This is a genomic window from Providencia sp. PROV061 (assembly GCF_011045655.1).
GTDB lineage: Bacteria > Pseudomonadota > Gammaproteobacteria > Enterobacterales > Enterobacteriaceae > Providencia > Providencia hangzhouensis.
On sequence record NZ_CP042861.1, the window covers coordinates 1,791,231 to 1,804,040 of the forward strand.

14 protein-coding genes are annotated in these 12,810 nt (G+C 40.4%); 13 read left to right on the forward strand and 1 reads right to left on the reverse strand.

The window, feature by feature from the left end:
- Positions 1-46 precede the first annotated feature (46 nt).
- On the reverse strand, positions 47-850 hold the full coding sequence (gene suhB, locus FVA72_RS08060) for an inositol-1-monophosphatase (RefSeq protein ID WP_004264919.1): 804 nt from the start codon (positions 848-850) through the stop codon (positions 47-49).
- A 123-nt stretch (positions 851-973) separates the two neighbouring features.
- Here suhB and trmJ point away from each other — a divergent pair, with 123 nt between their 5' ends.
- The 13 genes from trmJ (at position 974) to FVA72_RS08125 (ending at position 12,720) form a co-directional block, all read left to right on the forward strand.
- Positions 974-1,705: a tRNA (cytosine(32)/uridine(32)-2'-O)-methyltransferase TrmJ gene (gene trmJ / locus FVA72_RS08065; protein WP_110591962.1), complete on the forward strand. Its 732-nt coding sequence runs from the start codon at positions 974-976 to the stop codon at positions 1,703-1,705.
- 119 nt (positions 1,706-1,824) lie between these two features.
- Complete coding sequence (gene iscR / locus FVA72_RS08070; protein WP_004264917.1) at positions 1,825-2,322, forward strand: Fe-S cluster assembly transcriptional regulator IscR; 498 nt, start codon at positions 1,825-1,827, stop codon at positions 2,320-2,322.
- Between the two features lie 121 nt (positions 2,323-2,443).
- A complete protein-coding gene (locus FVA72_RS08075; RefSeq protein ID WP_110591961.1) occupies positions 2,444-3,658 on the forward strand; it encodes an IscS subfamily cysteine desulfurase in 1,215 nt (404 codons plus the stop codon).
- 24 nt (positions 3,659-3,682) lie between these two features.
- Positions 3,683-4,069 carry a Fe-S cluster assembly scaffold IscU gene (iscU, locus tag FVA72_RS08080; protein WP_004264914.1) on the forward strand — a complete coding sequence of 129 codons (387 nt, stop codon included), beginning with the start codon at positions 3,683-3,685 and terminating at the stop codon, positions 4,067-4,069.
- 201 nt (positions 4,070-4,270) lie between these two features.
- Complete coding sequence (gene iscA / locus FVA72_RS08085) at positions 4,271-4,594, forward strand: iron-sulfur cluster assembly protein IscA (RefSeq protein ID WP_004264913.1); 324 nt, start codon at positions 4,271-4,273, stop codon at positions 4,592-4,594.
- Positions 4,595-4,682: 88 nt separating this feature from the next.
- Positions 4,683-5,204: a co-chaperone HscB gene (hscB, locus tag FVA72_RS08090; protein ID WP_094961711.1), complete on the forward strand. Its 522-nt coding sequence runs from the start codon at positions 4,683-4,685 to the stop codon at positions 5,202-5,204.
- A gap of 12 nt (positions 5,205-5,216) precedes the next feature.
- Entirely contained in the window at positions 5,217-7,067 is a 1,851-nt protein-coding gene (gene hscA, locus FVA72_RS08095; protein WP_110591960.1) for a Fe-S protein assembly chaperone HscA, read from the forward strand.
- Positions 7,068-7,069: 2 nt separating this feature from the next.
- A complete protein-coding gene (gene fdx / locus FVA72_RS08100; protein ID WP_004264910.1) occupies positions 7,070-7,405 on the forward strand; it encodes an ISC system 2Fe-2S type ferredoxin in 336 nt (111 codons plus the stop codon).
- 981 nt (positions 7,406-8,386) lie between these two features.
- Positions 8,387-9,592, forward strand: coding sequence for an MFS transporter (locus FVA72_RS08105; RefSeq protein WP_110591959.1), 1,206 nt, complete (start codon positions 8,387-8,389; stop codon positions 9,590-9,592).
- Positions 9,593-9,611: 19 nt separating this feature from the next.
- Positions 9,612-10,415, forward strand: a complete 804-nt coding sequence (locus FVA72_RS08110; protein ID WP_110591958.1) for a hypothetical protein — start codon at positions 9,612-9,614, stop codon at positions 10,413-10,415.
- Between the two features lie 70 nt (positions 10,416-10,485).
- Positions 10,486-10,686 carry a Fe-S cluster assembly protein IscX gene (iscX, locus tag FVA72_RS08115; RefSeq protein ID WP_004912658.1) on the forward strand — a complete coding sequence of 67 codons (201 nt, stop codon included), beginning with the start codon at positions 10,486-10,488 and terminating at the stop codon, positions 10,684-10,686.
- Between the two features lie 173 nt (positions 10,687-10,859).
- Complete coding sequence (gene pepB / locus FVA72_RS08120; RefSeq protein WP_036959049.1) at positions 10,860-12,155, forward strand: aminopeptidase PepB; 1,296 nt, start codon at positions 10,860-10,862, stop codon at positions 12,153-12,155.
- A gap of 112 nt (positions 12,156-12,267) precedes the next feature.
- Complete coding sequence (locus FVA72_RS08125; protein WP_004264902.1) at positions 12,268-12,720, forward strand: enhanced serine sensitivity protein SseB C-terminal domain-containing protein; 453 nt, start codon at positions 12,268-12,270, stop codon at positions 12,718-12,720.
- Positions 12,721-12,810 lie beyond the last annotated feature (90 nt).

Below are 12,810 nucleotides of genomic sequence, written 5' to 3' on the forward strand. Positions count from 1 at the left end.
AGAGTGGGTTTCTGTTTGGCGCTAATTTATTTCTAGTCTGAATGAATTAGCGTTTTAATGCTTCCGATAACTCATCTTTCATGACGGACAGTATGTCTCTAACAACACGTGGGCTACCAGCGACTAAGTTACCAGATGCGATATAATTATGGCCGCCAATAAAGTCAGTCATGATACCGCCAGCTTCACGCATGATTAGCTCGCCGCCTAAGAAATCCCATGGTTTTAAGCCGATTTCAAAGAATGCATCAACACGACCAGAAGCAACATAACACAGGTCTAATGCCGCAGAACCCGTACGACGGAAATCAGCGCATTTGTCGAACATTGCGGTCATGATATTCATATATACCGCAGCGTGTTGTTTTTGTTTGAAAGGAAAACCTGTCGCAACGATAGCGCCATCAAGGTCACGTTTTTCATCAATGCGAATACGATAACCGTTAAGCTGAGCGCCTTGTCCACGTACTGCGCTAAATAATTCATTACGCATTGGGTCGTAGACAACAGCAACTTCTGTACGGCCTTTAACGCGTACAGCGATAGAAACAGAAAAATGAGGGAGGCGTTTTGTGAAGTTGGTGGTGCCATCCAGTGGATCGATTACCCATTGAATATCATCATCTTTACCAATTAATTCACCGCTTTCTTCAGTGATAATAGTGTGGTCTGGATATGACTTGCGGATGATTTCAATTATCAGTTGCTCAGATTCTTGGTCAACGTTAGTAACGAAATCGTTAGTGCCTTTCTGAGTGACTTTAATATTGCTAGGCATTTCATAGTTTTTAGCTATGTGATTACCGGCCTTACGTGCTGCACGTATGGCGATGTTAAGCATCGGATGCATGGGCTTTTTCCACTGGAATGTTAAAGAACGAAAAACTTGAGTGCCGAAGTATATAGATGTTCGTCACAATAAGCAATTTTGTGTTAAGCTATTGCGATAATTTTTTTATGAAACGTATAAACCATGTTAGATAATATCCGTATTGTTCTTGTTGAGACCTCACACACTGGTAATATGGGCTCAACGGCCCGTGCAATGAAAACCATGGGGCTTTCTAATCTCTATCTTGTTAACCCTCTTGTTGAACCAGACTCACACTCTATTGCGCTTTCTGCAGGAGCAAGTGATGTTATTGGTAATGCGATAATCGTTAAAACTCTCGATGAAGCTTTAGAAGGCTGTAAACTAGTGATCGGCACTAGTGCGCGTTCTCGTACTTTATCTTGGCCGATGGTTGAGCCACGTGAATGTGGCGTTAAATCTGTTGAGCAATCCAAAGAATCGCCAGTTGCGATTGTTTTTGGTCGTGAGCGAGTAGGATTGACCAACGAAGAATTACAAAAATGTCAGTATCATTTATATATCCCAACGAATCCTGAATACGGTTCTTTGAATTTAGCGATGGCGGTTCAGTTGGTGAGTTATGAGATACGTATGGCGTATCTTTCAATGAATGAAAAAAATACGGTAATTTCCGCAGATGATGAGGTAGAATACCCGCCGTCAGAAGATGTTGAGCGGTTTTATGTCCATCTTGAAAGCGTATTGAATGAATCCGGTTTTATACGTAAAGCCCACCCTGGCTTAATTATGAATAAATTACGCCGTTTATTCACTCGAGCGCATATCGAAACCCAAGAGTTACATATCCTGCGGGGTATTTTAACGTCAATGGAAAAATGGGCGAAAAAGTGAGGCGAAATCCGTGGTAAAATCAGGTGAATAATACTTGAGTAAATTAGTCAGGTAAATAGTTGACTAAATTACTCAGGAATGTCACAATCTGACCATAATTTACCACGGAGTAATATGTTATGAGACTCACTTCCAAAGGGCGTTACGCAGTAACTGCGATGTTAGATGTCGCATTACACTCTCAGTCAGGTCCAGTGCCTTTAGCTGACATTTCTGAACGTCAGGGAATTTCCCTCTCTTATCTTGAGCAACTTTTCTCTCGTTTACGCAAAAACGAGTTGGTTTCGAGTGTGCGCGGTCCAGGCGGCGGTTATTTGCTTGGTAGAGACGCAGACCAAATCTTTGTTGCTGAAGTAATCGCTGCGGTAGATGAATCTGTTGACGCCACCCGTTGCCAGGGTAATAAAGAAGGTTGCCAAAATGGCGATCGCTGCTTAACTCACGCACTATGGCGCGATTTAAGCGATAGAATTACAAGTTTCCTTAGCAGCATTAGCCTTGATGAGCTGGTTAAAAACCAAGAAGTCATGGTTGTTGCTGATAGACAAGATAACGAACAGCGTAAAACCATGCCAAATGGGATTACACCTGAATCGATTATCAATGTACGTGCTTAAAAATATTAAAAAAATTGCAGTCGGTACATCTTGGTGAGTTGTTAGACGAAGAGCTAATTTCCGCTATTTGTATCTTTAAAAATTAAAGGCAAGTTACCTTGTCCTTTGGAGTAAGTGAGCAATGAAATTACCAATTTATCTTGATTATTCAGCAACAACACCGGTTGACCCGCGTGTGGCTGAAAAAATGATGCAATGTTTAACAATGGATGGGAACTTTGGTAACCCAGCGTCCCGTTCTCATCGTTTCGGCTGGCAAGCGGAAGAAGCGGTAGATATTGCTCGCAATCAAATCGCCGAATTAGTGGGCGCTGACCCGCGTGAAATCGTGTTTACTTCAGGCGCAACTGAGTCTGATAACTTAGCGATTAAAGGCGCTGCTAATTTCTATAAAAAGAAAGGCAACCACATTGTTACCTGTAAAACGGAACACAAAGCCGTTTTAGATACCTGCCGCCAATTAGAGCGTGAAGGTTTTGAAGTGACTTACCTGTCACCGCAAAGCAACGGTTTAATTGCTATGCAAGACCTACAAGACGCTATCCGTGAAGACACTATTTTAATTTCTATTATGCATGTTAATAATGAAATTGGTGTAGTGCAGGATATAGAAGCTATTGGTGAATTATGCCGTAGCAAAGGGATTATTTTCCACGTCGATGCAACTCAAAGCGTGGGCAAGTTGCCCATCGACCTGAATGCGTTAAAAGTTGATTTAATGTCGTTCTCTGCGCACAAACTCTATGGCCCAATGGGCATTGGTGCACTGTATGTCCGCCGTAAACCTCGTGTTCGCCTTGAAGCGCAACAGCACGGTGGTGGCCATGAGCGCGGTATGCGTTCTGGGACATTACCTGTACACCAAATCGTTGGTATGGGCGAAGCTTACCGTATTGCCAAAGAAGAAATGGCTGCGGAATCTGAGCGTTTACGCGGTTTACGGTTACGTTTGTGGAACGGTATTAAAGATATCGAAGAAGTTTACCTCAATGGTGATTTAGAACACGGTGCGCCGCACATTCTGAACGTCAGCTTCAACTATGTTGAAGGTGAATCACTGATGATGTCATTAAAAGATTTGGCTGTATCTTCAGGTTCTGCATGTACTTCTGCAAGCCTAGAACCTTCTTATGTACTGCGCGCTTTAGGGATGAATGATGAGCTGGCACATAGCTCAATCCGTTTCTCTTTAGGTCGTTTCACGACAGAAGAAGAAATTGACTATGCAATCAAAATGATTCATGGCGCAATTGGCCACTTACGCGAGCTGTCTCCTTTATGGGAAATGTTTAAAGACGGCGTAGATCTTAACAGCATCGAATGGTCTCACCATTAATCAGACGGTTTCAGGAGTTTAAAAATGGCTTACAGTGAAAAAGTTATCGATCATTATGAAAACCCACGCAACGTTGGTTCGTTTGACAACAGCGACCCAAGCGTCGGTAGCGGTATGGTAGGCGCACCTGCCTGTGGTGACGTCATGAAATTACAGATTAAAGTAAATGATGACGGCATTATTGAAGATGCACGTTTTAAAACTTATGGTTGCGGTTCAGCAATTGCTTCAAGTTCACTCGTGACTGAGTGGATGAAAGGCAAAAGTTTGGACGAAGCAGAGTCAATCAAAAATACAGCCATTGCAGAAGAGTTAGAATTACCACCAGTGAAAATTCACTGTTCAATTCTAGCGGAAGACGCAATCAAAGCTGCTATTGCTGATTACAAAAGCAAACGCCAAAGCAAATAAGTTTTTAATCAGTCTATAGGGCAAGCCATATTAATAAATAACAACAAGTTATCGTCCTATAACTGGAACAATACTCATGCCTTCTAGGCTAAACATCGCTGAGTTTCTTAGCTTAGAAATAGGGTGGGTATAAAATAATTTGAAGGCGGATGCGACTCATGAGTAGCATCTGCCTTGTTTGTTTCTAAAGTGAGGTTTGCAATGTCTATTTCTCTTACAGAAAGTGCTGCGCAGCGTATTCAATCCTTTCTGCAAAATCGTGGAAAAGGCGAGGGCTTGCGTTTAGGTGTAAGAACTTCAGGTTGTTCAGGGATGGCTTATGTTCTTGAATTCGCTGATATAATTAATGAAGAAGACACAGTTTTTGAAGATAAAGGCGTAAAGGTCATCGTCGATGGCAAGAGCATTGTTTATCTTGATGGTACTGAGCTGGATTTCGTTAAAGAAGGCTTAAACGAAGGGTTTAAATTTAATAACCCTAACGTCAATAGTGAATGCGGATGCGGTGAAAGTTTTCACGTATAATGCGTTCAATTAAGCCTAATTTTCGGCCAATCTCACTAATATTAACTTGTTAGTGGTATTGGTAACCGGTTCGAGAAACTGAGCACTTATGGATTACTTTACTCTTTTTGGGTTGACCCCAACTTATGCCATCGATAGCGAACAACTGACGTTACGTTTTCAAGACTTACAGCGTCAATACCATCCTGACCGGTTTGCAACCTGTTCTGAACAGGAAAAAATGCAAGCACTGCAAAAAGCAGCAACCATTAATGCTGCCTATCAAGCCCTTCGTCACCCGCTAAAACGCGCGGAATATATGCTTTCATTACATGGTTTTGATATTAATAACGAACAACATACCATGCATGACACGGCATTTTTGATGGAGCAGCTTGAGCTACGTGAAGAGTTAGACAATATTGAAAACAGTGATGATGCACTTGATTTATTGGCTAAATTTATGCAAAACGTCAAACAAATGCAGCAAGCACGAAGCGCACTGATGGTGACAGAGTTAGATGCCATGCAGTGGGAAAAAGCCGCTGATACCGTACGTAAACTACGTTTTCTCGATAAGCTTCAGCAGCAAGCTGAGCAACTCGAAGAACGGTTACTAGATGAATTTTAAGAGAAAACGATTATGGCGTTACTACAAATCAGCGAACCCGGTATGACAGCAGCTCCGCATCAACGCAAATTGGCTGCTGGCATTGATTTAGGTACCACCCACTCTTTGATTGCGACAGTGCGCAGTGGTGAAGCTGCGGCTTTGCCTGACAATCAAGGGCGTTTTTTATTACCATCGATTGTTAATTATCAGCCTGAAAGCAAACTAGTGGGATGGGATGCGAAGCAACTTGCCGAGCAAGACCCAGTCAATACCATTATTTCAGTGAAACGCATGATGGGGCGTTCATTGGCCGATATTCAAAAACGCTACCCTGACTTACCTTATCAACTAAGTGCCAGTGAAAATGGTTTGCCATTTATTCAAACTGCGGCTGGCCAAGTCGACCCAATCCAAGTGTCTTCTGACATTCTAAGAACATTAGCAAAACGTGCAGAAGAAACCTTAGGTGGTGAAATGGATGGAGTAGTGATTACGGTGCCGGCTTATTTTGATGATGCACAACGCCAAGGTACAAAAGATGCGGCGCGCCTTGCAGGCTTACATGTATTACGTTTACTGAATGAACCGACTGCCGCTGCGATTGCTTACGGGTTGGACTCTGGGCAAGAAGGTGTGATTGCTGTTTATGACCTTGGTGGTGGTACTTTTGATGTTTCTATTTTGCGTTTAAGCCGCGGTGTATTCGAGGTGTTGGCAACGGGCGGCGATACTGCACTTGGGGGCGATGATTTCGACCAAGTACTGGCACAGTGGATTGCTGAGCAAGCAGGCGTTTCATTACAAGGTGATCATCATTTAAATCGTCAACTATTAAATGTGGCGACAGAAACGAAAGTCGCGCTCAGTGACGCAGATGCAGTGGCTATTCAGCTTGCCAATTGGCAAGGGGAAATTCGTCGTGAGCAGTTTGAAACGTTAATTGAAACTTACGTGAAACGTACACTGATGGCTTGTCGTCGTGCATTGAAAGATGCAGGTGTTGAGGCAGAAGAGGTGCTGAACGTTGTTATGGTTGGTGGTTCGACTCGCGTACCCTTAGTACGTCAAAAAGTTGGGGAGTTTTTTGGTAAATCACCACTGACATCCATCGACCCAGATAAAGTGGTGGCAATTGGCGCCGCAATTCAAGCCGATATCTTAGTAGGGAACAAGCCTGACAGCGAAATGTTGTTATTGGACGTGATCCCGTTATCCCTTGGTCTAGAGACCATGGGGGGATTGGTTGAAAAAGTGATCCCGCGCAATACGACGATTCCAGTTGCTCGAGCTCAAGAATTTACCACATTTAAAGACGGCCAAACGGCAATGAGTGTGCATGTGGTGCAAGGTGAACGTGAAATGGTGGCAGATTGCCGCTCGTTAGCGCGCTTTACCTTACGTGATATTCCAGCAATGGCAGCCGGTGGAGCTCATATTCGTGTGACTTTTCAAGTCGATGCCGATGGGCTGTTGAGTGTCAGTGCTATGGAAAAATCCACTGGTGTAGAAGCCTCGATTCAAGTTAAGCCATCGTATGGGTTAACGGATAACGAAATTTCAAACATGATTAAAGATTCAATGACTAACGCGCAAGATGACTTAAATGCGCGCCGCTTAGCGGAGCAAAAAGTTGAAGCTGCAAGAGTGCTTGAAAGTTTAACGAACGCATTAGCCCAAGATGGCAATTTACTGACGCCAAAAGAAGAGTCAGAAATTGATAATGCGGTCAATGAGTTAATTAAAGCGGTTGAGGGTACAGACCCAATCGTAATTGAAAATGCCATTAAACAACTGGATAAGCAATCGCAGGAGTTTGCAGCGCGTCGTATGGATACGTCCATTCGCCAAGCGTTGTCAGGCCATTCTGTGGATGAGATATAATTATGCCTAAAATAGTTTTTTTACCTCATAGTGATTTATGTCCAGACGGTGCTGTCGTTGAAGCACAAGAAGGCGAGTCTATTTTAAATGTTGCATTACGCAGCGGTATTGAGCTTGAGCACGCCTGTGAAAAATCCTGTGCTTGTACAACCTGTCATTGCATCGTTCGCGAAGGTTTTGACTCACTAGAAGAAAGTAGTGAACTCGAAGATGACATGTTAGACAAAGCATGGGGGTTAGAACCAGAAAGTCGTTTAAGTTGCCAGGCGTTGGTGGCGGATGAGGATTTAGTGGTAGAGATACCACGTTATACTATCAATCACGCCCGCGAACACTAATGCTCGTTATATTTCGCGTTGTAGGGGTGTTGGCTTCTTTCGAGTACTTGTGTCACATACTTTTGTATGCTCCCCAAGATACTCTCAATTGCCGCCTACCTACAACACGAACTATTTAGAGCATTGAATAGTTTGTTATATTTCGCGTTGTAGGGGTGTTGGCTTCTTTCGCTAACCCTAGTCACATACTTTTGTATGCTCCCCAAGATACTCTCAATTGCCGCCTACCTACAACACGAACTATTTAGAGCATTGAATAGTTTGTTATATTTCGCGTTGTAGGGGTGTTGGCTTCTTTCGCTAACCCTAGTCACATACTTTTGTATGCTCCCCAAGATACTCTCAATTGCCGCCTACCTACAACACGAACTATTTAGAGCATTGAATAGTTCGTTATATTTCGCGTTGTAGGGGTGTTGGCTTCTTTCGCTAACCCTAGTCACATACTTTTGTATGCTTTCCAAGCTACTCTCAATTGCTGCCTAGCTACAACGTGAATTATTTAAAAAATCAAAATACATGTCATGCTTCACGCTGTAGCGTTGTTGGCTTCTTTCGCTAACCCTAGTCACATACTTTTGTATGCTCTCCAAAATACTCTCATTTGCCGTCTAGCTACAATGTGAATTATTTAAAAAATAACAGTAAATCGTCCTTAATATTTATTCATATATGTAATAAGAGTGATTTTTTGTATTTTAATATTTTCCTTGTTATTTTCTTTTGTTTTTTTGAAAGTGAAATGCAACTCTTAATATTTTATTTAATTTTAATAAATTAATTATTTATATATTATGAAATTTTTTTGTTTTATTTACTTGCTGATTTAAAGTTAGTAATTAAATTATCACTTTGTGCGCTTTATTTTTTATGTTATAGATAATATCGATATTGAGTAGTTACCTTTGGATTAAAATACAATGATTCAATGTTTATATAAATGCTAATTAAATAAAGTTGGAGATAAAAAGGAATTTTATCATGAAATGGAAATATCGATTTGGCGCAGTGGCTGGTAATACACTTGAATATTATGATATTGCTGTTTTTGCGGCAATATCGAGTTATCTCAGCGCAGAATTAGAGCGGCTAGGCTATAACCAAGCGACAGAGATGGTATGGGGTATATTTGCTTTGCGTTTTATTATTCGGCCTGTTGGCGCTTATATTATAGGGAGGTATGCCGACAGTGTTGGTAAAAAGTCCGCATTGGTTTTAACAAGTTTTATAACAGGGACAGCTACACTATGCATGGCATTATTACCTATTAATTTATTAGGGAATTACACTCCTATTGCCATTTTAATTTTGCAAATGGCACTATCATTTAGTTTTGCAGGAGAATATCCATCATTAATTACTTACCTTTTTAATAACTCTAAGAATAATGAAAACTCAAGGTTATCAGCCATAATCAATGGCAGTACAGCATTCGGTATTATTATTTCACTTACAGTTGTATTTGCTTTGGAATTTTTTTTAGAACCAGAGATGATGCAAAGTATTGGATGGCGAGTTCCCCTGTTTTTAGGAGTGCTTAATATTGCTATTAGCTTTTGGTTTAGAATGAAATTGCCTAATAATTCAAGTGAAAAAATAAAATCAGTACCTATTAGTTATATGGATATGTTTTTTGTTTTTTTATTAACCATACCTGGAAATGTGCTCTTCTTTGTGCAGCATGTTTCAACAGCTATGTTTCTTGAAAAAATGCAAATGATAGAAGATAGGACTGTATGGGCACTGTTATTGTCAATTTTACTTCTATCTTTTATGTTAATTTGTGGCTGGCTTGCCGACAAATATAATATTTTGGAAAAGGTATATAACCTCGGTGTGATAGGAATGGTGTTTTTATCAATTCCTATATTTTTATTAATTAGCAGTCAATCTATAATATTAACTATTATTTCTCAATTAATTATCAATATATATGCAGCAATGATTCTAGCAACGACCCCCTTTATGTTGTTTAAAGCGGCAAAAGGAAAGGTTGTTACACTTGCGTTAGGTTTTAACTTTACAGCAATGCTTTTTGGTGGTGTCTCACCTTTGATTACAACTTATCTTGCTAATATTAATATAGCCTATGTGGGCTTATTTCTAACATTGTGTGGTGCACTTCGATTTTTAATTTATAAAAAACCATCTAAAGATTTTGAAATAGAGACAAAAACGGGAAGTTAAACTTTATTAAGGAATTGATATGAATGCTGAAAGCCAAGTTTTTGAAGATGTATGTAGTAATTTTAAAAATGAATTTATAAATATTTTTGATTGGCATGATGTTGATGTTACCTATTTCTGTGTTGATTTAAAAAATAAAACAATGCATATAGCATCTAATAATTATGAATGGCAATTAATAAGTCTAAACAGTGGGTTGGATCTTTTGGTGGAAGAAAGATTAAAATCGAGCATCCAATATTGGAATAATTACCCAGAAGTTTTCATGAAGATTCTAGCTAAATCGAAAAAAAGTAAATTTAAAGTTGATTTTTGTAATAGATATGGGAGTACATTTGAAATTACTACTGTAAATTCAAATAAGCAGCTCACATTATCTGAAATGTTATCTATTTATAAGCATCGTCCCATGATTTCTGAGTATGCCCACCAGCTTTGGAAAAAAAATCCTGATGTTACTTTACCGATGAGAGCGAATATTCCTATAAAGGCGCAATTATTAGGGCAAACAAAGAATGTTGCACCGGAACTATTAAATCCTCAAAAATATATGCGTTTTGGCCATATTCGTTTTACACGAAAAGAGATGATAACCATACGCCTACTGCTTTCGCACTGTAAGGTAAAAGAAATCAGTTATATTCAAGGTTGTTCAGAAGCCAGTGAAAATAGACGAATTCAAAATATCAAAGAAAAGTTGGGTTTCCCTTATGCTTCATCAAGCGGTTTGTTTACAGCATTAAAAGAGCAAGGTATTACATTGGCTTGTTTGGAAACACTTATCGATTTACCTCTCACAAACAGTATAATGAAGAATAACTGAAAAAGATCCGTTGGTATGATTCAAAGGGCTATAATTCGAAAAATAGTTGTTCATATAATGAGAGAAAATGATGAGTTTAAAATGGTCAAATAGCCGTGAAATCGGTGAAGCACTGTATGACGCATTTCCAGATGTTGATCCAAAAACGGTGCGCTTTACCGATATGCACCAGTGGATTTGCGATTTAGAAGAATTTGATGATGATCCGCAAAAATCGAACGAGAAAATCCTAGAAGCGATTTTGTTAGTTTGGCTGGATGAATTCGAATAAGTAGGGTTTTCCCCTAAAAACCGAGTGACTGTCAGAAATAGTGCTCGGTTTTTTATTTTATATCAGCACTATAATGATATCCCTATTGGTATTTATCAGTTAAGGTAATGCCATCTGCCGACAGAATAAATGGGCTTTTACTGTCTGCAAAAATAGACAAAGTGAGAAAAACGATGACAAAACAAATTATGCCAGTAATGATTTCTTGTGAGCCTGCTGCACCTTGTTGGGGCGAAGGCGCATTGTTAAGCTCTAGCGATAAAGGGATGACAATCCACCTGAAACATGCAGGTAAATTATGTGCAGTACAAAGCGCTGGCCGTAAATTAGATGGCCAAGGGATCCGCAATGTAGCTTTGGCTGGCGAAGGCTGGGATTTAGAAAAAAGCTGGGCATTTTGGCAAGGTTTTCGTGCGCCAAAAGGGGCTAGAACGATTGAATGGCCAGTACTGCCAGAAGCGGATCGCAAAGAGTTAGAAAACCGTATTCGTACCATTGATTGGGTACGTGATGTGATTAACGCACCGGCAGAAGAGTTAGGCCCAGAACAACTCGCACAACGCGCCATCGATTTACTCTGCACTGTCGGCGCACAAGACATTAGCTACCGTATTATTAAAGGTGATGATTTATTAGAACAAGGTTATACCGGTATTCATACGGTTGGTCGTGGTTCAAGTCGTCCACCTGTATTTTTGGCGTTGGATTACAACCCAGGAGCCAACCCAAATGCCCCTGTATTTGCTGCGTTAGTGGGTAAAGGAATTACCTTCGATTCAGGCGGTTATAGTATCAAACCATCATCCTCAATGAATTCAATGAAAGCCGATATGGGCGGTGCAGCAACATTAGCAGGTTCATTGGCATTGGCGATTTCACGTGGCTTACAAAAACGTGTGAAAATGTTCCTGTGCATTGCTGACAATATGGTTAGCGGCAATGCATTCAAATTGGGTGATATTATTCGTTACCGCAATGGTAAATCCGTTGAAATAATGAATACAGATGCTGAGGGTCGTTTAGTCCTAGCCGATGGCCTGATTGATGCGAGCAAAGAAAAACCAACGTTAATTATTGATGCAGCAACCTTGACGGGCGCAGCGAAAACTGCCGTGGGTAATGACTACCATTCTGTATTGAGTTTCGATGACAAGTTAGTTGCTGATTTAATGAGCGCTTCAGACGCTGAGTTTGAACTGTTCTGGCGTTTACCACTGGCAGAGTTCCATCGCCAGCAATTACCGTCTGGTTTTGCGGATTTGAACAATATTGCGGCACCATCGCACACAGCAGGCGCAAGCACCGCTGCGGCATTTTTATCGCATTTTGTCGAAAATTATCGTCAAAATTGGGTGCATATTGACTGCTCAGCGACTTACCGTAAATCTGCAGTTAGCTTATGGGCAGAAGGCGCAACGGGTACAGGTGTAAGAACATTAGCTAACTTATTAATCAGTAAATCAAAGTAGCGAATGTTTGATTGATAACAGGCACGGGAAGGTGACTTTTCGTGCCTATTTTTTTACCTTGACGTATTTGCGAGTATAATAAGCGATTATTTTTAATAGCAGGGGATTGGCAATGTCGCAGCAATCGAATAATAACAGTTCCAACCAAGAAACTGAGATCCAATTTACTGAATTAACAGTGCCGAAAGGTTCATCACTTAAATTAAGTGTGTTAGAAGATCAGCCACAAGCCATTGTTGACGCGCTTACTGAATTTTTTAAACAACACAAAGTGGTCAGACGCGGTTTCATGGTCTCCGCAACAGAGAGCGATTCTGCTAAAGAAGCGCCTATCTTAATGATAGCGTTGGAGTTTACCACAGGAGCAGAAAATATTGATTCAATTATCCATGGGGCTGGGACGCTTGCTTGTGAGTTTTTAGCTGATGACGAGTCTATTGATTTTTGTGTGGTGAATGAAAATGAACAAGGTGTTAGCCATTTTATTACTCAACACGTTCAGCCTTTTTACCAGCGTCGTCTTGGTAGCTTCTTGCGGGACACAATCCCAGTAAAAAATACCTAATAATTCCATGTATAGAGTGAGGGAAATATTTTTTCTCACTCATAAAATGCATATTGCTCATTTATTAAATATATATTCTGCTTACTATTT

Bases quoted from the DNA above. Each gene is read 5' to 3' on its own strand.
- suhB (WP_004264919.1), bottom strand. From the start codon at position 850: ATGCATCCGATGCTTAACATCGCCATACGTGCAGCACGTAAGGCCGGT.
- fdx (WP_004264910.1), top strand. From the start codon at position 7,070: ATGCCTAAAATAGTTTTTTTACCTCATAGTGATTTATGTCCAGACGGT.
- FVA72_RS08125 (WP_004264902.1), top strand. From the start codon at position 12,268: ATGTCGCAGCAATCGAATAATAACAGTTCCAACCAAGAAACTGAGATC.
- iscR (WP_004264917.1), top strand. From the start codon at position 1,825: ATGAGACTCACTTCCAAAGGGCGTTACGCAGTAACTGCGATGTTAGAT.
- trmJ (WP_110591962.1), top strand. From the start codon at position 974: ATGTTAGATAATATCCGTATTGTTCTTGTTGAGACCTCACACACTGGT.
- iscA (WP_004264913.1), top strand. From the start codon at position 4,271: ATGTCTATTTCTCTTACAGAAAGTGCTGCGCAGCGTATTCAATCCTTT.
- hscB (WP_094961711.1), top strand. From the start codon at position 4,683: ATGGATTACTTTACTCTTTTTGGGTTGACCCCAACTTATGCCATCGAT.
- FVA72_RS08110 (WP_110591958.1), top strand. From the start codon at position 9,612: ATGAATGCTGAAAGCCAAGTTTTTGAAGATGTATGTAGTAATTTTAAA.
- pepB (WP_036959049.1), top strand. From the start codon at position 10,860: ATGACAAAACAAATTATGCCAGTAATGATTTCTTGTGAGCCTGCTGCA.
- iscU (WP_004264914.1), top strand. From the start codon at position 3,683: ATGGCTTACAGTGAAAAAGTTATCGATCATTATGAAAACCCACGCAAC.
- iscX (WP_004912658.1), top strand. From the start codon at position 10,486: ATGAGTTTAAAATGGTCAAATAGCCGTGAAATCGGTGAAGCACTGTAT.
- hscA (WP_110591960.1), top strand. From the start codon at position 5,217: ATGGCGTTACTACAAATCAGCGAACCCGGTATGACAGCAGCTCCGCAT.
- FVA72_RS08075 (WP_110591961.1), top strand. From the start codon at position 2,444: ATGAAATTACCAATTTATCTTGATTATTCAGCAACAACACCGGTTGAC.
- FVA72_RS08105 (WP_110591959.1), top strand. From the start codon at position 8,387: ATGAAATGGAAATATCGATTTGGCGCAGTGGCTGGTAATACACTTGAA.